Below are 21,335 nucleotides of genomic sequence, written 5' to 3'. Positions count from 1 at the left end.
TGTTTAAACCCATCTAAATAGATGGGTTTAAATCTTTAAAGTAGTTAAACCAGTTCAAATACTCATCCTCGTGGAGACTATCTTTTAGATATACAAAATTAAACTCTCTTTTTATATTGAAATCTTTAATATTTATCTTGGAAAGCTTTTTATTTATTAATTCTTTTTCTACAGCTTTTTCATATAAAAATGTAATTCCAAAATTATTTTTTACAAGATTTTTGATTACAGAAATATTCCCAATCTCTAAAATATCTTTGAAACTATCCATAGTATTATTTTGCTCGTATAATATCTTTTCAAAAATTTCCCTTGTACCAGAACCCGATTCTCTAGATATAAATCTTTGAGTAAATATCTCATCGAAATCTATATTTTTATTTGCCAGGATATTATTTGGAGCACAAATTCCTATGAAATTTTCTTTAGAAAATATCTTAGAACTATACTTAGACTTATCAAAATGTCCTTCTAATATGGCAAAGTCAATTTTTCTGATTTTAATTTTTCAAGGAGATTTTTAGTATTTCCTACATCCATAGTAAGTCTTATACTTGGATATTTTAAGATTATATTTTTTAACAGAGGAGACATAATATACTCTCCAATTGTAAGTGTGGTCCCAAACTTCAAACTATAATTTTCTATTTCTAGTAGGGGGAGAGATTTTAAAATCTTATCTGAGCTAGACTTCATTGCCAAAGAAAAATCATATAAGGTTACTCCTGCTTTTGTTAAAGTTAAATTTCTCCCATTGTATTTAAATAGCTTCACCCCATATTTATCTTCTAAAAATTTGATATGTTGAGTTACAGCAGGTTGAGTAATATGAAGCAACTGGGCAGTTTTTGTATAATTTAAAACTCGAGATAGGGTTAAAAATGTATTTATTCTAAAATCAATCATACTTCCTCCTATAAATTTTACTTATAGATACATAATAAATCATAATTTGATTTTATAATACAATCAGGTTAAAATCAATAAGAAAGCTTTAAAGGTAATATAAACAATAAGAGGAAGTGAAAAGATGAATTTAATTAAGAAATATGTACCAGGAGTAATTATTACAATATTACTAGCTTATATTGGAACAATGATTAGTCAAACTATACCTGGAAATTTAATAAGTCCAGGAGTATTTGCTCTCTTAATAGGAATGGTAATAAATCCAATTATTTCAAATTGTTCTAGATTCAATGATGGAATGAGATTTGTCTCTAAGAAAGTATTAAAATTAGCAATTATATTAATGGGTGCAACATTAAGCTTTACTCAAGTATTCGAGGTTGGAAAATATTCTCTATTTGTAATGATGTTTACTCTAGCCACAGCCTTTGGTGGAGGATATTATCTAGGTAAATTATTTAAGATGAATTGGAAACTATCAGGACTTATATCAGCAGGTACTGGTATATGTGGAGGGAGTGCTATAGCAGCAATAGCCCCGACTATAGATGCAGAAGCTAATGATGTAGCTTATTCTATATCTGCTACATTTATATTTGATATAATCATGGTAATATTATTTCCAATAGCAGGTAGGTATTTTGGAATGAGTGATCTGGGATTTGGACTTTGGACAGGTACTGCTGTAAATGATACATCTTCAGTAGTTGCAGCAGGTTATGCCTTTTCAGATGCAGCTGGTAATTTTGCAATAATAGTTAAATTAACTCGTACCCTTTCTATAGTTCCAGTTGTATTGCTTTTTTCCTATATAAATGAAAGATTAAATGTTAAAAAAAATAAAGATGGAGAAATAAAAAAGGAAAAGGTAAATATAAAAAAGATATTCCCATGGTTTATAATTTTATTTTTAATTGTAGTTGGGATCAAGAGTATGGGATTTATATCTGATGGTTTGAGCAATGAAGTTTCAAGTATAAGTAAGTTTTTTATGGTAATGGCTTTAGGAGCTATAGGACTTCAAACTAATTTTAAAGAAGTAGCAAAATCAGGAATACTTCCTATGATACATGGATTTATAATATCATCCTTAGTAGTATTAGTTTCATTTGGAGTTCAAATGTTTATGGGACAAATATAAGTGTAGAAAACTATACTTTCTAAAAATAAAAGCTAGCCAATTGACTAGCTTTTATTTTTATCTTTTTCACATAATATCCTTGCCAATGCTACTCCATTAACACTTGCTTGCATAAGTCCCCTTGTAATACCTGCTCCATCTCCACCTACGTATAAATTTTCAATATTTGTTTGAAAGTCTTTTTCTACTATAACTTTATTTGAATAAAATTTAACTTCTACTCCATAAAGAAGAGTTTCATCACTGGCAATACCAGGGACTACATTATCAAGGGCAATTATCATCTCATCAATACTGACTAATATTCTATGGGGTAATACTAAGCTTAAATCTCCTGGTACAGAGTCTTTTAAAGTAGGGATTATATTATTTCTATATAGTCTTTCATGTGTGGTTCTTCTTCCACGCTTATAATCCCCATATCTTTGAACTAAGACCTTATTACCTGAAAGCATATTTCCAAGCTTTGCAATATGCATTCCATACTCTATAGGAGAGTTAAAGGGTTCAGTAAAGTGTTTAGTCACAAGTAGAGCAAAATTAGTATTATCAGACTTTAAATCATCTGATTTATAACTGTGTCCATTCACAACTGCTAAGTCGTTTTCGTAGTATTCAGTTGATACTTCGCCTCCTGGATTTGCACAAAATGTACGAACTTTATCATCAAAAGTAGAGGAATAATATATTAATTTACTCTCATACATAGCTTCATTTAATTCTTCCATAATTTCATTTCTAGTTTCAACTCTAACTCCAATATCTATATCTCCACTGTCTATATTTATATTATGCTTTATACATACTTTTCTAAACCAATCAGAGCCTTCTCTACCTACTGTGGACACTACTTTTTTGCTATAGTATTCTTCATCAGCTAAAACACCTATTAAATTGTTTTTATCATCAAACAAAAGATCTTTAACAGGAGTTCTAAATTTCAAATCTACACCTAAACTCTCAAGATGTTTTTGTATTCTAGAATAAATATTATATCCTTCTTCAGTTCCCATATGGCGAATAGGACATTCTATTAATTTTAAATCTCCAGATATGGCTTTTTTTCTTATCTTTCTTATCTCATCTTGCTTATCAATTCCAAATATATTTTCATCTGCTCCAAATTTCAAATATATATCATCAACATAATTTATTAAATTTTGTGTAGTTTCATAACCTAAATACTTAGGTAGATTTCCACCTACATCAGGTGACAGGGATAATTTCCCATCACTATAAGCCCCTGCTCCTGCAAAACCTGTAGTTATATTACAAGGTTTACAACCTACACATATACCAGTCTTACGCTTAGGACAAACTCTCCTCTCTATAGAATTACCCTTTTCAAGGATTAAAATAGATTTATTTGGATTTATTTTTTTCATTTCTAAAGCGGTAAAAATACCACATGGGCCAGCTCCTATAATAATTACATCATAATTCATATTAGTACCTCCTATATTTTTATAAAAGTGAATCTCTCAAAGCTTCTAGATCAAGGATTTTAAATTTGTTTTTATAAAAGTCAATCAATCCTTCTTTTTTCATATTTACTAACTCTCTAGAGAGAGAAGGTCTAGGTGCATTTAAGAGTTGAGCCATTTTTTTCCTGCTATATGGAAGAGTCAAAGTATAACTTTTTTGTCTGTTGTACTCTGAAAGTAATATATTTATAATCTTTTTTCTAAGGGTATCATAAGATAAATTAGTAATTCTATCATTTAGCATAAGTATTCTATTTGATAAAACACCCATGAAATTATCTATTATTTTAGAGTTAAGACTCATCATCTTTACTATATCTTGCTTTCTTATATACATTATATTTGATTTATTTGAAGATAAAATAGTTGCAGGATAAGTGTGTCTATCAGTAAATACTAAAGCTTCTCCAAAGATATTTCCTACATTAAAATTATTTATAGTTACTATTTTACCAGAAATAAAAGGTTTATGAATTTCAATATTTCCCTCTAAAATTATACCTATACTAGAGCAATCACTGTCTTGGACTGCTATAATCTCATCTTTTTCATAGGATAAAATAGTATAATTAATAGATTTTAATACACTTAATATCTCATCTTTTTCCATAGATTTAAACAATACACATTTACTTAAACTATCTATATTATATTTCAATTTGATACCTCCATCAAAAGGATTCATCAATAGATTATCATATATTATCATAATCTACAATTTATAATAATTTTGTTTTTTAAATATTTATAATGGGTAAAGATTCATTATGGATAATATTTATTTAAAGAGGGTGACAAATTGAATAAAAATTTATTAATAAACCGAATAGATCCACATAATTGTTCTAATGATAAAAGAAAAATTTTTTTTCTAATGGGGAGATTGAACTTATCATCTGAAAAAGAAAAAATAATTAAAACATTAAATAAAATAGATATATTGGAAAAAACTGATATACTATATAAGTATAATGGAGTAGAATTAAATATAAAGATTGAACAAATACCTAAAATAATAGAAATATTAACTCAAGAGAATATTGAAATTTATAGCGTATTTGAAATATATAATCCAGGAGTATAAAGGAGTGATGTGATGACTTGGGAAAAGATTAAAAAATACGGAATAATTTCTTTAGTAATTATAGCTATAATTGTTGGATTTATAATATTTTTTAATGTTAGAGGAAATAATGAAAGAGAAATTATTTCAAGTACAATAGAAGAGAAGGTAAGTAAAATTGTAGAACTCTCTACTGTAAAATATAATTATACCGATATAGTTTCATATAAAAATTCACAAGAATTAAGTGGAATCAAACTTCCATTTACAGAAAAAAAGTTTATTGTTCAATATAGTGGGTATATAAAGGCTGGAGTAGATTTATCTACAATTGAAATAAATATAAAAAATGAAGATACTGTGCATATAGATATGAAAAAAGCAGAAGTATTGGAAAATATAATTATAGACGAAGAAATAAAATTTTTTGATGAAAAAGATGGATTGTTTAATAAATTGAGTTTCAAAGATTTATATAGTGTATTGATTGGAGAAAAAGAAAAAGCTAAAAATCAAGCTATAGAAAAAGGTTTATTAAATGAATCTCAAGATAATGCAGAAGAGATACTTTTATCATTATTAGAAGAAATGAATTTTAAAAATGTAGTTATCAGGTTTAAATAAGTCTTAATTTAAAATCCTCCAGCATATTAATATGTGAGGAGGGATATTTTGAAGAAAAATTCAAAGTTTTTTTATATTGTAATTTTACTGTTTTTATTTATAGTCCTAATCAATCTATTTTTAGTAGATAAAAATAATCAGGATCATTTAAATACTTTTTCTAAAGATAAACCAAATAAACTTTTAATTTTTATAGAAGTTGATAAAAAGAAATTATCATTAATAGATAGAGAAAAGGAAGAACCTATAAAGACTTTTACTATTGCTACAGGGAAACCATCTTCTCCTACACCTTTGGGAAACTTCAATATAACAAACAAGGCTTCTTGGGGAGAAGGATTTGGATCTAGATGGATAGGGCTAAATGTACCTTGGGGAAAATATGGGATACATGGTACAAATAAACCAGGGTCTATAGGGTATAATTTATCTGCTGGTTGTATTAGAATGAGAAATAAAGATGTAGAAGAATTATTTGATTTAATCGATTATGAAACTGATGTATTAATAGTAAATGGAGAATTTGGTCCTTTTGGGAATAATTTTAGAAATTTAAGACCAGGTGATAGAGGAGCTGATGTACTAGAGGTACAAAAGAGATTAAATCAAAAGGGAGATTTTAATTTATCCTTAGATGGAATATATGGAGAAAATATGAAAAGAAGTTTGATAAGATTTTTAGAAGGAGAAAACATGGAAATTACAGATAAGATTACCTTTGATATATATGAAAAACTTGGAATAATTTTAATGGATTAATAATTAATGATTTAAAATTAAATTTTAGGGTAATAATGATTTGACGACAAATAAAATTAAAATATATAAAGAAAATTTAGGAGGTATTTACATGGCATCAGAAAAACTATTAAATGCATTAAATGATCAATTTAACTTTGAATTACTTTCAGGATATTATTATATGGGAATGGCAGCATATTGTTCCGCTGAAAATATGAATGGATTTGCACATTTTCTAATAGAGCAGGCAAAAGAAGAATATGAACATGCTATGAAGTTTTATGAATTTATAAACGATATGGATGGTAGAGTAAGAACTCAAGCTATGGATGAGCCTACAAATGACTACAATTCATTTGTAGAAGTATTTGAAAAGGCTTTAGAACATGAGCAATTAGTTACATCTAAGATAGAAAATCTTTTAGATATGGCTAAAGAAGAAAATAACTATCAAACAATACAATTTTTACAATGGTTTATAGAAGAACAATTAGAAGAAGAAAATTCTATGAAGGATATAATATTTAAACTAAAAGGTATAGATGGTAAATTCCAAGGACTTTATCTATTAGACAAAGAATTAGGAAGAAGATAAATAAGCATAAAAAAAATAGGTCATATGACCTATTTTTTTTATGCTTATTTATTTACCACTTAAGTTTTGTTGAGCCATTTCAACTAATTTTTTAGTCATATATCCGCCAACATAACCATTTTGTCTAGATGGAAGATTACCTTTATCTAGAGAGTTGTAATTTGCCATTCCTAATTCATTAGCAATTTCTAATTTCATTTGATCTAAAGCTTGACGAGCTTGAGGTACTACTAACTTGTTACTTGTGCTACCTGTATTTGTATTATTTGGGTTCATTTTATTTGCTCCTTTCAATTTTTGTAAATAATTTTGTCTACTAGTATTATGTGTAAAAGTTTTATTAATAATCATGTAAAAAAATCAAATAAAAGAATTTATTTTCATATATAGATTTTTTTACCAAAATCTCAAATTTAATTAAAATTGGACGAACTATTTAAATCTTAAAGAATAGGATATAGAGAAAGTATTTTTTAGGAGATGATAAAATGAATAGAGGATATAGCAATAGTGAGATGGATAAATTGGAACTAGCAAAAGCATATGTTCCATTTCAGAGGATAAATCAAGTTTACAGCAGTAGTGAAGCTTTAAAAAAGGGGACATTATTTCCAGAATTATATAAACCATATGAGGTTTATAAAAATTCTAATTCAGGAGGTAGATATCGTGGATAGACAACAAAAAGAATTATTACTTCAAATAATGCAGGTATCCTTTGTATTGGTGGAAACAAGCCTATATTTAGATACTCATCCCTATGATCAAATAGCTTTAAGTCTTCACAATGATTATTCAAGAAAATATACTCAGCTTGTAAATCTATATGAGACAAGATATAGCCCACTGACATACACTGGAGCAAGTCAAGATTATTGGTCATATATAGATTCACCTTGGCCATGGGATATAGATTTTACAAATTATTAAAGGAGGATTATTATGTGGGTATATGAAAAAAAATTACAATATCCTGTTAGGGTAGATAGTACAAATCCAGCTCTGGCACAAATGATTTTAGAGCAATTTGGAGGATCAGATGGAGAACTCTCAGCTGGTATAAGGTATTTGACTCAAAGATGGACAATGCCAACTGATACAGGGAAGGCAATATTAACAGATATAGGCACTGAAGAATTAGCACATTGGGAAATGATAGGTACTTTAGTTTATAAGCTTGTAAAAAATGCACCAGTAGAACAAATTAAAGGAACCCCTTTTGAAGCACATTATGTAAGTCATGGAAAGAGTCCTTTTCCTCATAATGCTGCAGGTGAAGCTTGGACAGCTGGATATATTCAATCAAAGGCTGATCCAGTAACAGATCTTCATGAAGATATGGCAGCTGAAGAAAAAGCTAGGACAACTTATGAATACTTGATAAGAGTAAGTGATGATCCAGGGGTAAATGATACTTTAAGGTTTTTAAGACAAAGAGAAATCGTTCATTTCCAAAGATTTGGAGAAGCTTTGAGAATAGTTCAAGAAGAAATGGAAAGAAAAAAATATTATTAACAAAAAAACCCTGACTATAATACTACTAAATTAACATATAGTTAGGGTTTATATTTATTAAATTAGATAAGCTTTTTTTATTTCAAAAACTAATATATAATTAAACTATTATAATAAAATGGAGGAGACTTTATGAAAGCATATTTAGCAAATGGATTATTTGGGATGGGAGATAGACTATTAAATTCGTTATTAGCATCAGAATTAAGAGAACGGGTAGAAGGAATTGATCTATATCTTCCACAAGAAAATAATGCTATAAATGATAAAAATTCCTATGCTGACTCTATTACTATTGCAAAAGCAGATATGGATAGACTTAAAGAAAGTGATTTTTTAATTGCAGTGATAGATGGAGTAGAGATAGATAGCGGAGTTGCAGCGGAAATAGGGGCTTTCTATATGATGGATAAACCTATTTTTGCCCTATATTCAGATGTAAGGCAACAGGGAAGGGATAATGATAAAAAGATTCAAGCATTGATTCATGATGGAGCTGAAAATCAATTTATGTATAGAAATTTATTTGTAATTGGTTTAATTAAACAAACAAAGGGGGGGATATATTCTTCAATAGAACAGCTTATAAAAGATGTAAAAGAGTATGTGAAGAGATAAAATAATATATGTCATGATTTATGTATAGATTAGCTAGGGGGGATATTTTGAAAGACTTACTTGAGTTATTTTTTATCTTTTTTAAAATGGGAAGTTTTACATTTGGCGGAGGATATGCAATGCTTCCAATTATTCAAGAAGAGATTGTCAATAATAGAAAATGGGCTACAGATAAGGAGATATTAGACTATTATGCCATTGGGCAATCTACTCCAGGTATAATTGCAGTAAATACAGCAACTTTTATAGGTTACAATAAAAAGGGAATAATAGGTGGTATAGCTGCTACTTTAGGAATAATAAGCCCATCTATAATTATAATCTCTACTATTGCAGCATTTTTTAAGAATTTTCAAGACTATAGATTAGTTCAACATGCCTTTGGAGGAATCAGAGTAGCAGTAGCAGCTCTTATATTGAATACTGTTATAAAGATGTATAAGAGTTCTGTAAGGGATTGGATAGGAATAATTATATTTTTAATGTCTTTTATTATGATTACATTTTTAGATATTACACCAATAGTTATAATAATTTTTTCGGCAATAATAGGTATAATTAGATTTAAAAGTATACATATATAAGGAGTAAATATAATATGATATATCTAAATTTATTTTTTATCTTTTTTAAAATAGGATTATTTTCAATAGGGGGAGGACTTGCAACACTTCCATTTTTACAGGATTTAGTAGAGAAATACCATTGGCTTACATCACAAGAACTAGTAGATATGATAGCCATTTCTGAATCAACACCTGGAGCTATAGGAATAAATACAGCTACATTTGTAGGTTATGAAGCAGCAGGTTTTTTAGGTGGTATAACTACAACATTGGGACTTGTAAGTCCTTCGATTATCATAATAGCTTTTATAGCCCATTATTTTAATAAATTCCATGAGACTCCATTAGTTCAAGGTGCTTTTTTAGGTATAAGACCTGCAGTTACAGGTTTAATAGGTGCAGTTGGATTTGAGATAGTAAAGCTTTCAATAATAAATTTCGAAAATGGTATTAGTAAAAATATTTTAGCTTTATTTAATTTAAAAGAGACTTTGTTATTTGTAGTAGTTTTATATTTGATTTATAAATATAAAAAACATCCAATAATATATTTAAGTGGTGCAGCCATTATAGGTATAATTTTTAAGTTTTAAAAAGAGTGGTAAAACTCTTTAAATAAAATCAATATCCTATATTATTTATTAAATATGTGTAAAAAATTACAAATAGGGTAATTAATAATTAATGTTAAAATATAATAAGGGGGATGTATATATGAATGCAATGACACAAGAAAATTTAAGATCAGCTTTTGGAGGAGAAAGCCAAGCTCATATGAGATATAGAATATGGGGAGAGCAAGCTAAAAAAGATGGTTTTCCAAATGTAAATAGGCTTTTTATGGCGACTTCTGATGCAGAAGAGGTTCATGCTACATTACACTTTAGAGCTTTAAAAGATATAAAGGGAGACTATCCAGTGACATCTATGGCAGGATTTGGTTTGACTACTACTTCTGAAAACCTACAAGGAGCTATAGATGGAGAAACATTTGAATTCACTCAAATGTATCCAGCATACATAGAGGTAGCAAAAATGCAAGGAGAAAAAACTGCAGTAAGGGCTATGCAATTTGCCATTGAAGCAGAAAAGGTCCATGCGAAACTATTCATAGAGGCTAAAGAGGCAGTAGATAGTAATAAGGATTTAGATGTTAAAACTGTGTTATTATGCCCTGTATGTGGATATGTATCATTAACTGGAGAAGAAGAAGTTTGTCCTCTATGTAATGCAAAGAGATCTGTATTTATAGAATATTAAAATTAGACACCTTAAGGTGTCTAATTTTTTCAATAGGCAAAAAATGGGAGGGGTTTTTATGTATAAAGAATCAATAGTATTAGAAAATGAAACAGGACTCCATGCAAGGCCTGCATCTATTTTTGTAAAAGAAGCATCAAAATATATTTCAGAGATAAAAATTATAAAAGAAGATAATGAATATAATGCCAAAAGTATAATGAATATTCTTAGTATGGGTGCAGTAAAGGGAGATAATTTGACCTTAAAAGCTGAAGGGGAAGATGAAGAAAAAGCAGTGAAGGATTTGATAGAAATACTAAAGAATTTAAAATAATAGGAGGATTCCCAATGAAAGGAATAGCTACTTCATCAGGAATTGGAATAGGAAAAGCATTTTTATATAGGGAACCAGTTATTGAAGTAAATAAGAAGGATATAAAATCTGTAGAGGAAGAAATCAGTAGATTTAATAAGGCTATAGAAAAAGCTAAATCTGAAATAGATGCTCTTTATGAGATTACTTTAAAAGCAGTTGGAGAAAAAGAATCGGAAATATTTTCTGCTCATAAGATGATGTTAGAGGATCCAGAGTTTATTGGAGGAGTAGAAAAGAAGATCACAGAAGAAAGTATAAATGCAGAGTTGGCAGTAAGCCAAATAGCAGATAAATTTATATCACTATTTGAAAATATAGAAGATGAATATCTAAAAGCTCGAGGAGCAGATTTGAAAGATGTTTCTAAAAGAGTCTTGAGAATACTTCTAGATATTGAACCAGTTGATCTATTATCAATCGATAAAAATACAATTATTATTGCAGAAGATTTGACCCCATCGGATACAGCACAAATGAATAAAGCAAATGTACAAGGGATAATAACTGAATTAGGAGGCAAGACTTCTCATACATCTATAATAGCTAGAACTATGGAAATACCAGCTATATCAGGAGTTAAAGATATTTTAAATTCAGTAAACTCTGGAGAATCTTTGATTATGGATGGAGATACTGGAGAGATAATAGTAAATCCTAGTGAAAAACAAAAAGAAGAATATATAAGAAAACAAGAAGAGATGGGAGATTTTAAAAAGAAACTCCAGGATATGATTGGAAAAGACAGTGTATCTAAAGATGGACATAAAGTTGAAATAGCAGGAAATATTGGAACACCAAAAGATATTGACAGTGTTATTGAGAATGATGGAGAAGGAGTAGGCTTATTTAGAACAGAGTTTTTATACATGGATAGAGATAGACTTCCTACAGAAGATGAACAGTTTGAAGCTTATAAAACTGTAGCAGAAAAACTTGGAGATAGACCATTAGTTATAAGGACACTAGATGTAGGTGGGGATAAAGAAATTCCATATCTTAATCTTCCTAAGGAAATGAATCCATTCTTAGGATATAGGGCAATTAGACTTTGTTTGGATAGACTAGATATATTTAAAACTCAAATTCGAGCAATATTAAGAGCTAGTTACTATGGAAATATAAAAATAATGTTTCCTATGATATCTAGTATAGAAGAATTGAGAAGAGCTAAATCTATAGTTGAAGAGGTAAAAGGAGAATTAAAGTCTGAAGAAATTCCTTATAAAGAGGACTTAGAAATTGGAATAATGGTTGAAATCCCATCAGTTGCAATACACTCAAAGGCATTCGCTAAAGAGGTAGATTTCTTTAGTATAGGAACAAACGATCTAATTCAATATACTGTAGCTGTAGATAGGGGGAATCAAAATATATCCTATCTATATAGTCAATATCACCCAGCAGTTTTAAGACTTATAAAAATGACAATAGAAAATGGACATGAAGAGGGAATTTGGGTTGGAATGTGTGGAGAAGTAGCAGGAGATCAAAAACTAATACCAATATTACTTGCAATGGGATTAGATGAATTTAGTATGAGTGCTTCATCCATATTGAAATCTAGATATTTAATAAGAAACACTTCAAAGAAAGAAGTAGAGAAAAACCTTGATGAAATTTTAAATTTTTCTACTTCAGAAGATGTGGAAGGTTTTATAAATAGAAATATATTAGATTTTAAATAACCCTAGTTTTCATAGGGTTATTTTTTTGCTTAAGTGGAATAATAAAGAGACAGTCTATTTAGGAGGAGTTAATTTTGAATATACGTCTTTTTATTATTGCAATTACACCAGCTATTATAGGATTATTTGCAATATATTTAAGTGATAGAGTAGATAAGGAACCTACAAAGCTATTGATTTTAACCTATATATTAGGAGCAGTGGCTGTCATTCCCTCAATCATAGTAGAAGAAATACTTATTAAATTTAATGTATTTACAGGAGTACTACAAGCATTCTACAATGCTTTTATTGTAGCGGCTTTAACTGAGGAGTTCTTTAAGAGATTAGTTGTTTTAAAGTTTCCATTTAAAACTAGTTATTTCAATGAAAAGCTTGATGGTATAGTATATGCAGTTTTTGCGGCTTTAGGTTTTGCAACTGTGGAAAATATAATGTATGTAGTATTTACATATACAAACAATCCATTTATAGGATTATATAGAGGGATTTTTTCTGTACCTGCTCATGGAATCTTTGGTATCACCATGGGTTATTATATATCTTTAGCCAGATTTGATAAGGATAAATCAAGAAAAAAGAAAAATCTAAGAAAATCTTTAATAATGCCAATAATACTTCATGGTCTATTTGACTTTATATTGATGGCAGGCATACCAGAGCTTACTTTATTGTTTGTACCTTATGTGGTATTTTTATGGTGGTTAAATGAAAGAAAGCTATCTACTTTTATTTTTGATTCTAAAAATAGGATAAAAATAGATAAGGAGAAATAAAAATAATAATACTTGTATTTTATTGCAGTAATTAGGGATAAGGTGTAAAATAGAATGTAGTAAGGTGGGACATGCTTTTATTGTTAAGGGAGTGTTTATGATAAAAAAATCTATAATTATTATAATACTTTTATTTTCTCTTAGTATTGTTTTATTTAATATTTATGAAGTAAAGGATATAATGGGAGAATCCAGTAAAAACAAGGATAATACAGAGAATTTTATAGAAGAACCTAAAGACATAGATACTATAAAAGAGGAACCAAGGATAGAAAATATAGATATACTGGCTTGTGGAGATATAATGTTTCATATGCCGCAAATTAGATCTGCCTATGTAGGAAATGGAGTATATGACTTTAACTCTGTGTTTAAATATGTAAAGCCCTATATAGATGATGCAGATATATCCCTTGCCAATTTTGAAACTGTAACGGCTGGTGATCATTTGGGATTTTCAGGATATCCTGAATTTAATAGTCCTGAATCTAGTTTGGAAGCTTTAAAGAATGCAGGATTTGATATTTTATCTACCGCAAATAATCATTTTTTAGATAAAGGGAAAACTGGAATTATATCCACTTTAAACAAAATAGAGGAGTTAAACTTAAAGTCTATAGGGACATCTAGGACTAAAGATTGGAAAATACTAATAGAAGAAAAAAATGATATAAAACTAGGATTTTTATCATATACATATGGACTAAATGGAATGGACTATAAGCTTACAAAAGAAGAACTGTCCTATATGGTAAATTTAATAGATGAAGATAAGATAAAACAAGATATAGAAAATATAAAGACACAAGTAGATTTAGTAGTAGTGTTTATACATTGGGGAGTTGAGTATCAATTAGAACCTTCTGAGTTTCAAATTGATCTTGGACATAAAATGGTAGATTGGGGAGCAAATATTATATTTGGTAGCCATCCCCATGTAATTCAAAAGTCAGAAATAGTACAAAGGAATGGAAAAGATAATTTTATAATTTATTCAATTGGAAACTTTTTATCTAATCAAAGATTAGAGACAATGGGGAATTCCTATACAGAAGATGGAGTAATGGTGAATTTAAACATTGAAAAAGATTTTGAAAAAAATGAAACTATTATAAAGGAGATATCATATACTCCAACATGGGTTTATAGATATTTTAAAGATAATAGATATGAATATAGAATACTTCCTGCCAGGGAAGTAGTAAATGGAGATTTAGAATTGGAACTAAACCAAAAAGATCTTTCTAGGGTAGAAAAGTCATTTAAAGATACTTTAGAAAGGGTAGAAAAGGATTAATTACTAAAATAAATTTAAGGTGTGATGTCTTTGCAATTAGGTGGAATTTTATCAAATGTGAGAATGAGAGATGTAATAGATATTGTAATAGTAGCATTGGTATTTTATAAATTGTTTACACTTATAAAAGAAACTAGAGCAGAACAGCTTACGAAGGGTATAGTGGTATTATTAGTGCTTACTAAGATAAGTGAATGGTTACAGCTATTTACTATAAACTGGATTCTAAACAATGCTATGACAGTTGGTACTTTAGCCCTCCTCATAGTATTTCAACCAGAACTTAGGAGAGGTCTAGAATATATTGGAAGAAGTAGACTCTTAAGTAAATCCTTAATAGAAATAAAAGGGGAGAGTTTGACTGAAGTAGTAGAAGAACTCTTAGAGGCTGTAGCATCTTTATCTAGACAAAAGATAGGGGCTTTGATTGTACTTGAAAGGCAAACTGGATTAAATGAAGTCGCTCAGACAGGCACAAGTATTGATGGCTTTGTATCAAGTGATTTACTTATAAATATATTTATACCTAATACCCCTCTTCATGATGGAGCAGTCATAATAAAAGAAAACAAGATAAAAGCTGCAGCTTGTTTTTTACCTCTTACAGAAAATTCAGGTCTAAGTAAAGAACTTGGAACTAGACATAGGGCAGCCCTTGGCATATCAGAAAGATCAGATAGTATTTCCATAGTAGTATCTGAAGAAACGGGAGGTATATCAATAGCTGAAAATGGTAGTATTGCAAGACATTTAGATATAAAGACCTTGAAGACTATATTGACAGATATGTATAAACCAAGCGATGATAAGCAATCATTATTGACAAAATGGAGGCTAAAAAATGGACAGAATAAAGAATAATTTTACATTAAAAGTTCTTTCTCTATTAATAGCCATAATTATGTGGAGTTATGTAATGGGGAGAGAAAACCCTGTGATAACTAGAGAATATAAAAATATAAAGGTGGATTTAACTAATATAGAATCTTTGGAGAGAGAAAATCTAGTAGTAATGGATCCTAAAGAAGCTAGTATAGATGTAAAGGTCAGAGGAAAAAAATCTGATATGGATAGTGATAGATTTTCTTCAAAAAATATACAAGCAAGTGTAGATTTAAATGGTTATCAAGAGGGAAATGTGAAAATACCTGTAAAAGTAGAGTTGTTTGATGAACTTTCAAGTATTGATGTTGTAAGCTACGAACCTACAAATATATTATTTAATATAGATAAATATATAACAAAAGAAAAGACTGTAACTATAAAAACAGCAGGAAATATTTCAGAAGACTTTATAATTGAGGATATAAGCTCAAAGCCAAGCACTATACTAATAAGGGGACCTAGGTCTTGGGTAAATCAAGTTTCTGAAGTAGTAGGCATAGTGGATATAAGCAATAGAAATTATACTTCAGATGTAACTGTTCCAGTAAAATTACTAGACGATAAAGGCAGGGACATAAGAGGAATTGATAAAGAACCAGGTGTAATAGATGTTCATTTACCTATAAAGCGAAGTATATCTTTACCAGTAGAAATACAAACAGAAAATGAATTGCCAGATAATTATATAATAACTGAAATGAAAGTATTCCCAAGTACAGTAGGAATAAAGGGAGATAGCTCAATATTAAATTTAACCAATATAAAGACTAAACCTATAGATATAAATATACTTCTAGATAAATCTAGTATAGAGGCAGAATTAAGCTTGCCACAAGGAGTAGAATTATTAGATCCAAATCAAAAGGTAAGGATATCCTACAATGTAGAGGAATTAATTAAAAAAGAATATACTGTAAGCTCAGAAGATATAGATATTAGAAATATAGATACAAACTTCACAGTAGAATCTATAGAGGAAATTGATAATATCAAGATAACTTTAAAGGGAACTAAAAATGTACTAGACGAAATAACAGAAGAAAATATAGTAAAATATATAGATTTGAATGGATTAGAAGAAGGAAATCATAGGGTTGAAATTCAGGTTGAAGAAATAGAAGGAGCCATATTAGAAGATATATCTCCTAAGTTTATAACTGTTGGATTAAGAGTAAAATAAGAAAAAAGTTAGGTTTTAAAACCTAACTTTTTTTGTATCTTCTATTAATTCATTTATTAAATTATTTACAGTAGTTATTTCATTTAATTTATATCCCTTTTTGCCAATGAATATAAGTCCATTATCAACATCACCTTTAACAGAATTAATAAGGGCTGTTGAGATACAATAGGGAGATTTTGCTGGATTACAAGGAGTTAGACAATTATAACATTTATCTATCTTCTCACCATTTATTTTAACTCTTTTCATAAATGGATTTATAATAGCCTGACCAGGCATGCCTACAGGACTTAAGATAAAGTCAATATCTTCCTCTTGGGCTTTAATGTATTCATTCTTAAACTCTAAAGAGGCATCACATTCTTTTGTAGTTACAAATCGAGTACCCATTTGCACACCTGTTGCTCCTAGTTTTAAAAATTCAGCTATATCTTTTCCATCGTATATACCACCAGCTGCAATAAGGGGTATCTCCTTACCAGTTCTTTTTCTTATAGGCTTTATAATCTCTAATACTTCCAAGAATATATCTTTTAAATTTGGCATATTATCCTTATTTAACTCTTCTTGAGAAAAACCTAAATGGCCACCTGCTTCTGGTCCCTCAATTATGATTAAATCAGGTATATAGTCATATCTTTTTTCCCACAGCTTGGTAATTACTGCAGCAGCTTTTCCTGATGAGACAATAGGGGCAATTTTAGTTTGACTACTCTCAACTAGTCCAGGCAATTCTTTAGGTAAACCTGCTCCAGAAATTATCAAGTCTATATTTTCTTTTACTGCAATTTTAACCATTTCTTTGTATTCTTTAATGGCCACCATTAAGTTTACACCTAATATACCATTGGGACTTAATTTTCTTGCTTTTCTTATTTCCTCTTTTAAAGCTCTTAAATTAGCCTCTTTTGTATTGGTTTCAAAGTCATCTTCTCTAAATCCTATTTGTACACCAGATATAACGCCTATACCTCCTGCGTTTGCAACTGCAGAGGCAAGTTTAGATAGAGACACTCCTACTCCCATACCACCTTGTATAATAGGGACTTTAGTTATCTTATCTCCTATTTTAATTTGTGGTAGATCCATTACATCACCTTTCCTTTTAACTTATTGCAAACATCAATTCACCTTGGGCAACTACATTGTCATCTACATATGCCTTTGCTGCTCCTATACCTATTGAGCCTCTAGATTTAATAATTTCTACTTCCATTCTAAGGGTGTCTCCAGGCTTAACTTTCTTTTTAAATCGGAATTTATTTATACCTGCAAAGTAGGGAGTTTTTCCTTTTAACTCTTCTTGAGACAATAAAATAACAGCACCGACTTGAGCAAGGGTTTCAACGATTATAACCCCAGGCATAACTGGCATATTTGGATAATGACCTTTAAAATAATATTCATTTATAGTGACATTTTTATATCCAATTCCCTTAACTCCATCTTCTAAGATTTCAATTTTATCTACAAATAAAAATGGGGGTCTATGTGGTATAATGACCATTATCTCTTCTATATTTAAAGTTTTTTTCAATTTAAACACCTCCTTAAATTTTAAAAAGAACTCTTATGATTGATTATTTTTTGAGAATAATATATACTAATTCATAAGTTCCTTTATCATATTATAATGATAATCTAAATAAGCTTATTTTGCAATAAATTTTATTTAGGTGGTGATTTATGAAGGATAAAAACTATTTTAAAATATGGAGGTGGAATATTGAGAGGATATTCTGTAGGAATCTCTGGAATAGGTAGCTATGTCCCAGAAAAGATATTGACCAATGAAGATTTATCTACAATGGTAGATACTTCAGATGAGTGGATAGTGGAGAGAACTGGTATAAGAGAGAGAAGGATTGCAAAAGAAGAAGAGTCAACTGCAGATTTAGGAACTATTGCTGCTAAGCGGGCTTTGAAAGATGCAAACTTAAATCCAGATGATATAGACCTTATTATCGTAGCTACAATAACCCCAGACTATGCATTTCCTTCTACAGCCTGTATCATACAAGATAGGATAAAGGCTACAAAAGCAGCAGCCTTTGACTTAGGTGCTGGATGTACAGGATTTGTATATGGGATGGTAACAGGAGCTAAATTTATCCAGTCAGGAATGTATAAAAGAGTGTTGATAATAGGTAGTGAAGTATTATCAAAAGTTATAGACTGGGAAGATAGAAGTACTTGTATATTATTTGGAGATGGAGCTGGAGCCTGTGTATTAGAAAGGTGTGAAGATGGTTTAGGTATACTTTCTTCTCAATTGGGTTCTGATGGAGCTGGAGCTCATAATTTGATACAACCAGGTGGAGGTTCTAGAACCCCTGCAAGTTTAAAGAGTCTAGAGGATAGACTACATTATCTAAGAATGGATGGAAAAGAAGTATTTAAATTTGCTGTAAGAGCAATGGAAAATTCATCCCTTGAAGCTTTAAAACTTGCAAATATGGATATAGAAGACTTGGATTTTTTAGTTCCACATCAGGCAAATAAGAGAATAATAGATTCAGCTAGAAAAAGATTAAAACTTCCAGGGGAAAAAGCATATGTGAATTTAGATAAATATGGAAATATGTCTTCCGCCTCTGTACCAGTAGCCTTAGATGAGGCATTAAAAAATAAAATGATCCAAAAAGGGGACAATGTTTTATTAGTAGCCTTTGGTGCAGGTCTAACTTGGGGATCACTTATCATAAAATGGAACAGGGAGGAATAGGATGTTTGATACTAAGATAACAAAATTACTAAATATAAAGTATCCAATCATACAAGGTGGCATGGCTTGGGTAGCAACACATGAACTTGCTGCTGCAGTTTCAAATGCAGGAGGATTAGGAATAATAGCAGGAGGAAGTCTTCCTGGAGATGTAATACGAGAAGAAATAAAAAAGACAAAAGAATTAACAGATAAGCCATTTGGAGTAAATATAATGTTATTGTCTCCCTATGCTGAGGATATTGTAGATATAGTATGTGACGAAGGAGTTTCTGTTGTAACTACAGGTGCAGGAAATCCAGGTAAATACATTGAAAAGTTTAAAAAACATAATGTAAAAGTCATACCTGTAGTACCTACTGTGTCCTTAGCCCTTAGATTAGAAAGGCAAGGAGTAGATGCGATCATAGCAGAGGGAACAGAGGCAGGAGGTCATATAGGAGAACTTACTACTATGGCCCTGATACCTCAAGTTGTAGATGCTGTTAATATACCTGTTATAGCGGCAGGTGGTATAGCTGATGGGAGAGGTTTGGTTGCCGCCTTAGCTCTAGGAGCTGAAGCTGTTCAAATGGGAACTAGATTTGTATGCTCTACAGATTCTACAGTCCATATAAACTATAAAGAAAAAATAATAAAGGCAAAGGATAGAGATTCTGTAGTAACAGGAAGAACTTTGGGATTCCCATCTAGGGTTTTAAAAAATAAATTTTCTAAAGAATTTATAGATCTGGAAAAAAGCAATGAAGATAAAATGACTTTGGAAAGATTAAATGTTGGAAGGCTTAAATTGGCAGTTACAAAGGGAGATATAGACAATGGATCCCTTATGGCAGGACAAATTGCAGGACTTATAAAAGAGATGGAATCCTGTGAAGATATTTTAAAATCCATGGTAAAATCAGGTATAGATACCTTAGATAGGCTGTCATTACTCAAAGCAGGTGGAGTAGATGAATAAAATAGCCTTTATATTTCCAGGTCAAGGTTCTCAGTATGTTGGCATGGGAAAAGACTTTCATGAAAATTTTAAAGAATCAAGGGAAGTCTATAAAGAGGCAAATCGTATACTTTCTATGGATTTAAGTGGGCTGTGTTTTAATGGAACCAAAGAAGATTTGACAAAAACTGAAAATACACAACCAGCAATACTGGCAACTAGTATTGCTATGCTTAAAATAATAGAAAAACATGGTATAAAAGCAGATTATACAGCAGGATTGAGTTTAGGAGAGTATACTGCTTTAGTATATGGAGGAGCTTTAGACTTTGAAGATGCTCTAAAAGTAGTAGTAAAAAGGGCTAAATTTATGCAAGAAGCTATACCAATAGGCATAGGAGGAATGGCTGCTATATTGGCTCTAAAAGAGGAGAAAATAGTAGAAGCACTAGAATTAGGTAAAAATTTCGGAGAAGTTGAAATAGCCAATTATAATAGTCCAGGTCAAATAGTTATCTCTGGAGAAATAAAGGCTGTAGAAAAAACTTGTGAAGAGGCTCTAAACTTAGGAGCTAAGAAAGCAGTTAGCTTAGAGGTAAGTGCACCATTTCATTCAAAACTACTAAAGCCTGCAGGAGATAGATTAAAAGAAGAATTAGAGAAGATAGAATTTCATGAGCTTAAAAAGGATTTAGTTTCTAATGTAGATGGAAAAGTAGTAAATGATAAAGATGAGTTAAAAGATAAATTGGTAAGACAAGTAAGCAGCTCTGTACTGTGGGAACAGTCAGTTGAAAATATGATAAATAAAGGTGTAAATATATTTGTAGAAATAGGTCCTGGAAAAACACTTACAGGTTTTGTTAAGAGGATAGCTAAAAACATGGGTAGAAAAGATGTAAAAGCTTTAAATATAAATGATATAGATTCTTTTAATAAAACTATGGAAATTCTAACAGGAGGACTTTAA

Annotated in this window: 28 protein-coding genes; 21 read left to right on the top strand and 7 right to left on the bottom strand. The window is 29.9% G+C overall.

Features of this window, described 5'->3' with window-relative positions; translation table 11 throughout:
- Positions 1–13 precede the first annotated feature (13 nt).
- Both AC4PG3_RS10970 and AC4PG3_RS10965 read right to left on the bottom strand, forming a co-directional pair.
- Positions 14–436 (bottom strand): LysR substrate-binding domain-containing protein, encoded by a 423-nt coding sequence (locus tag AC4PG3_RS10970; protein ID WP_492198228.1) that lies wholly within the window; start codon positions 434–436, stop codon positions 14–16.
- 35 nt (positions 437–471) lie between these two features.
- Positions 472–906, bottom strand: a complete 435-nt coding sequence (locus AC4PG3_RS10965; protein ID WP_492196666.1) for a LysR family transcriptional regulator — start codon at positions 904–906, stop codon at positions 472–474.
- A 124-nt stretch (positions 907–1,030) separates the two neighbouring features.
- On the opposite strand from AC4PG3_RS10965, the gene AC4PG3_RS10960 reads away from it, so the two are divergent.
- The gene (locus tag AC4PG3_RS10960) at positions 1,031–2,050 is read left to right on the top strand and encodes a YeiH family protein (RefSeq protein ID WP_492196665.1); all 1,020 of its coding nucleotides are present in this window, start codon (positions 1,031–1,033) and stop codon (positions 2,048–2,050) included.
- 44 nt (positions 2,051–2,094) lie between these two features.
- On the opposite strand, the gene AC4PG3_RS10955 is transcribed toward AC4PG3_RS10960, so the two are convergent.
- Both AC4PG3_RS10955 and AC4PG3_RS10950 read right to left on the bottom strand, forming a co-directional pair.
- Positions 2,095–3,495, bottom strand: a complete 1,401-nt coding sequence (locus AC4PG3_RS10955) for an NAD(P)/FAD-dependent oxidoreductase (protein ID WP_492196664.1) — start codon at positions 3,493–3,495, stop codon at positions 2,095–2,097.
- A gap of 19 nt (positions 3,496–3,514) precedes the next feature.
- The gene (locus AC4PG3_RS10950; RefSeq protein ID WP_492196663.1) at positions 3,515–4,192 is read right to left on the bottom strand and encodes a Crp/Fnr family transcriptional regulator; all 678 of its coding nucleotides are present in this window, start codon (positions 4,190–4,192) and stop codon (positions 3,515–3,517) included.
- Between the two features lie 141 nt (positions 4,193–4,333).
- On the opposite strand from AC4PG3_RS10950, the gene AC4PG3_RS10945 reads away from it, so the two are divergent.
- The 4 genes from AC4PG3_RS10945 (at position 4,334) to AC4PG3_RS10930 (ending at position 6,557) form a co-directional block, all read left to right on the top strand.
- A complete protein-coding gene (locus tag AC4PG3_RS10945) occupies positions 4,334–4,618 on the top strand; it encodes a hypothetical protein (RefSeq protein ID WP_492196662.1) in 285 nt (94 codons plus the stop codon).
- Positions 4,619–4,630: 12 nt separating this feature from the next.
- The gene (locus tag AC4PG3_RS10940; protein ID WP_492196661.1) at positions 4,631–5,221 is read left to right on the top strand and encodes a DUF4230 domain-containing protein; all 591 of its coding nucleotides are present in this window, start codon (positions 4,631–4,633) and stop codon (positions 5,219–5,221) included.
- Between the two features lie 48 nt (positions 5,222–5,269).
- Entirely contained in the window at positions 5,270–5,980 is a 711-nt protein-coding gene (locus AC4PG3_RS10935; protein WP_492196660.1) for a L,D-transpeptidase family protein, read from the top strand.
- Between the two features lie 91 nt (positions 5,981–6,071).
- On the top strand, positions 6,072–6,557 hold the full coding sequence (locus AC4PG3_RS10930) for a ferritin (RefSeq protein WP_492196659.1): 486 nt from the start codon (positions 6,072–6,074) through the stop codon (positions 6,555–6,557).
- A 48-nt stretch (positions 6,558–6,605) separates the two neighbouring features.
- Here the strand turns inward: AC4PG3_RS10930 and AC4PG3_RS10925 are convergent, their stop codons facing one another.
- Positions 6,606–6,833, bottom strand: a complete 228-nt coding sequence (locus AC4PG3_RS10925; RefSeq protein ID WP_492196658.1) for an alpha/beta-type small acid-soluble spore protein — start codon at positions 6,831–6,833, stop codon at positions 6,606–6,608.
- Between the two features lie 212 nt (positions 6,834–7,045).
- Here AC4PG3_RS10925 and AC4PG3_RS10920 point away from each other — a divergent pair, with 212 nt between their 5' ends.
- The 13 genes from AC4PG3_RS10920 to AC4PG3_RS10860 all read left to right on the top strand — a co-directional run bounded on the left by AC4PG3_RS10920 (position 7,046) and on the right by AC4PG3_RS10860 (position 16,697).
- A complete protein-coding gene (locus AC4PG3_RS10920) occupies positions 7,046–7,234 on the top strand; it encodes a spore coat associated protein CotJA (RefSeq protein WP_492196657.1) in 189 nt (62 codons plus the stop codon).
- Positions 7,227–7,487, top strand: coding sequence for a spore coat protein CotJB (locus tag AC4PG3_RS10915; RefSeq protein WP_492196656.1), 261 nt, complete (start codon positions 7,227–7,229; stop codon positions 7,485–7,487). Before AC4PG3_RS10920 ends, AC4PG3_RS10915 begins: the two co-directional genes overlap by 8 nt.
- A 12-nt stretch (positions 7,488–7,499) precedes the next feature.
- Complete coding sequence (locus AC4PG3_RS10910) at positions 7,500–8,072, top strand: manganese catalase family protein (RefSeq protein ID WP_492196655.1); 573 nt, start codon at positions 7,500–7,502, stop codon at positions 8,070–8,072.
- A gap of 132 nt (positions 8,073–8,204) precedes the next feature.
- A complete protein-coding gene (locus tag AC4PG3_RS10905) occupies positions 8,205–8,690 on the top strand; it encodes a nucleoside 2-deoxyribosyltransferase (RefSeq protein WP_492196654.1) in 486 nt (161 codons plus the stop codon).
- Between the two features lie 47 nt (positions 8,691–8,737).
- Entirely contained in the window at positions 8,738–9,274 is a 537-nt protein-coding gene (locus AC4PG3_RS10900) for a chromate transporter (protein WP_492196653.1), read from the top strand.
- A 14-nt stretch (positions 9,275–9,288) separates the two neighbouring features.
- The gene (locus AC4PG3_RS10895) at positions 9,289–9,849 is read left to right on the top strand and encodes a chromate transporter (protein ID WP_492196652.1); all 561 of its coding nucleotides are present in this window, start codon (positions 9,289–9,291) and stop codon (positions 9,847–9,849) included.
- Positions 9,850–9,970: 121 nt separating this feature from the next.
- Positions 9,971–10,516 (top strand): rubrerythrin family protein, encoded by a 546-nt coding sequence (locus AC4PG3_RS10890; protein WP_492196651.1) that lies wholly within the window; start codon positions 9,971–9,973, stop codon positions 10,514–10,516.
- A gap of 58 nt (positions 10,517–10,574) precedes the next feature.
- The gene (locus AC4PG3_RS10885) at positions 10,575–10,832 is read left to right on the top strand and encodes an HPr family phosphocarrier protein (RefSeq protein WP_492196650.1); all 258 of its coding nucleotides are present in this window, start codon (positions 10,575–10,577) and stop codon (positions 10,830–10,832) included.
- A gap of 14 nt (positions 10,833–10,846) precedes the next feature.
- Entirely contained in the window at positions 10,847–12,559 is a 1,713-nt protein-coding gene (gene ptsP, locus AC4PG3_RS10880) for a phosphoenolpyruvate--protein phosphotransferase (protein ID WP_492196649.1), read from the top strand.
- 74 nt (positions 12,560–12,633) lie between these two features.
- Entirely contained in the window at positions 12,634–13,335 is a 702-nt protein-coding gene (locus AC4PG3_RS10875; protein ID WP_492196648.1) for a PrsW family intramembrane metalloprotease, read from the top strand.
- Positions 13,336–13,432: 97 nt separating this feature from the next.
- Positions 13,433–14,632: a CapA family protein gene (locus AC4PG3_RS10870; protein WP_492196647.1), complete on the top strand. Its 1,200-nt coding sequence runs from the start codon at positions 13,433–13,435 to the stop codon at positions 14,630–14,632.
- A 63-nt stretch (positions 14,633–14,695) separates the two neighbouring features.
- Positions 14,696–15,493: a diadenylate cyclase CdaA gene (gene cdaA, locus AC4PG3_RS10865; protein ID WP_492198227.1), complete on the top strand. Its 798-nt coding sequence runs from the start codon at positions 14,696–14,698 to the stop codon at positions 15,491–15,493.
- Positions 15,474–16,697: a CdaR family protein gene (locus AC4PG3_RS10860; protein WP_492196646.1), complete on the top strand. Its 1,224-nt coding sequence runs from the start codon at positions 15,474–15,476 to the stop codon at positions 16,695–16,697. The genes cdaA and AC4PG3_RS10860 overlap by 20 nt, the downstream gene beginning before the upstream one ends.
- A gap of 15 nt (positions 16,698–16,712) precedes the next feature.
- Here the strand turns inward: AC4PG3_RS10860 and AC4PG3_RS10855 are convergent, their stop codons facing one another.
- The gene (locus tag AC4PG3_RS10855) at positions 16,713–17,789 is read right to left on the bottom strand and encodes an NAD(P)H-dependent flavin oxidoreductase (RefSeq protein ID WP_492196645.1); all 1,077 of its coding nucleotides are present in this window, start codon (positions 17,787–17,789) and stop codon (positions 16,713–16,715) included.
- Between the two features lie 16 nt (positions 17,790–17,805).
- Entirely contained in the window at positions 17,806–18,237 is a 432-nt protein-coding gene (fabZ, locus tag AC4PG3_RS10850; protein ID WP_492196644.1) for a 3-hydroxyacyl-ACP dehydratase FabZ, read from the bottom strand.
- A gap of 189 nt (positions 18,238–18,426) precedes the next feature.
- Between fabZ and AC4PG3_RS10845 the strand changes: the two genes are divergently transcribed.
- From AC4PG3_RS10845 to fabD, 3 genes are read left to right on the top strand one after another with little or no spacing between them, the layout of a single operon-like run.
- The gene (locus tag AC4PG3_RS10845; protein WP_492196643.1) at positions 18,427–19,425 is read left to right on the top strand and encodes a beta-ketoacyl-ACP synthase III; all 999 of its coding nucleotides are present in this window, start codon (positions 18,427–18,429) and stop codon (positions 19,423–19,425) included.
- Between the two features lies 1 nt (position 19,426).
- On the top strand, positions 19,427–20,386 hold the full coding sequence (gene fabK / locus AC4PG3_RS10840) for an enoyl-[acyl-carrier-protein] reductase FabK (protein ID WP_492196642.1): 960 nt from the start codon (positions 19,427–19,429) through the stop codon (positions 20,384–20,386).
- Positions 20,379–21,335, top strand: coding sequence for an ACP S-malonyltransferase (gene fabD / locus AC4PG3_RS10835; protein WP_492196641.1), 957 nt, complete (start codon positions 20,379–20,381; stop codon positions 21,333–21,335). The genes fabK and fabD overlap by 8 nt, the downstream gene beginning before the upstream one ends.

The organism is Tissierella sp. QWL-11, assembly GCF_058683765.1.
This window is presented reverse-complemented; position numbering and strand designations above follow the sequence as displayed.

Bases quoted from the DNA above. Each gene is read 5' to 3' on its own strand.
- cdaA (WP_492198227.1), top strand. From the start codon at position 14,696: ATGAGAGATGTAATAGATATTGTAATAGTAGCATTGGTATTTTATAAA.
- fabD (WP_492196641.1), top strand. From the start codon at position 20,379: ATGAATAAAATAGCCTTTATATTTCCAGGTCAAGGTTCTCAGTATGTT.
- AC4PG3_RS10870 (WP_492196647.1), top strand. From the start codon at position 13,433: ATGATAAAAAAATCTATAATTATTATAATACTTTTATTTTCTCTTAGT.
- AC4PG3_RS10920 (WP_492196657.1), top strand. From the start codon at position 7,046: ATGAATAGAGGATATAGCAATAGTGAGATGGATAAATTGGAACTAGCA.
- fabK (WP_492196642.1), top strand. From the start codon at position 19,427: ATGTTTGATACTAAGATAACAAAATTACTAAATATAAAGTATCCAATC.
- AC4PG3_RS10965 (WP_492196666.1), bottom strand. From the start codon at position 906: ATGATTGATTTTAGAATAAATACATTTTTAACCCTATCTCGAGTTTTA.
- AC4PG3_RS10955 (WP_492196664.1), bottom strand. From the start codon at position 3,495: ATGAATTATGATGTAATTATTATAGGAGCTGGCCCATGTGGTATTTTT.
- AC4PG3_RS10960 (WP_492196665.1), top strand. From the start codon at position 1,031: ATGAATTTAATTAAGAAATATGTACCAGGAGTAATTATTACAATATTA.
- AC4PG3_RS10860 (WP_492196646.1), top strand. From the start codon at position 15,474: ATGGACAGAATAAAGAATAATTTTACATTAAAAGTTCTTTCTCTATTA.
- AC4PG3_RS10905 (WP_492196654.1), top strand. From the start codon at position 8,205: ATGAAAGCATATTTAGCAAATGGATTATTTGGGATGGGAGATAGACTA.
- AC4PG3_RS10895 (WP_492196652.1), top strand. From the start codon at position 9,289: ATGATATATCTAAATTTATTTTTTATCTTTTTTAAAATAGGATTATTT.
- AC4PG3_RS10940 (WP_492196661.1), top strand. From the start codon at position 4,631: ATGACTTGGGAAAAGATTAAAAAATACGGAATAATTTCTTTAGTAATT.
- ptsP (WP_492196649.1), top strand. From the start codon at position 10,847: ATGAAAGGAATAGCTACTTCATCAGGAATTGGAATAGGAAAAGCATTT.
- AC4PG3_RS10885 (WP_492196650.1), top strand. From the start codon at position 10,575: ATGTATAAAGAATCAATAGTATTAGAAAATGAAACAGGACTCCATGCA.
- AC4PG3_RS10890 (WP_492196651.1), top strand. From the start codon at position 9,971: ATGAATGCAATGACACAAGAAAATTTAAGATCAGCTTTTGGAGGAGAA.
- AC4PG3_RS10930 (WP_492196659.1), top strand. From the start codon at position 6,072: ATGGCATCAGAAAAACTATTAAATGCATTAAATGATCAATTTAACTTT.
- AC4PG3_RS10910 (WP_492196655.1), top strand. From the start codon at position 7,500: ATGTGGGTATATGAAAAAAAATTACAATATCCTGTTAGGGTAGATAGT.
- AC4PG3_RS10925 (WP_492196658.1), bottom strand. From the start codon at position 6,833: ATGAACCCAAATAATACAAATACAGGTAGCACAAGTAACAAGTTAGTA.
- AC4PG3_RS10855 (WP_492196645.1), bottom strand. From the start codon at position 17,789: ATGGATCTACCACAAATTAAAATAGGAGATAAGATAACTAAAGTCCCT.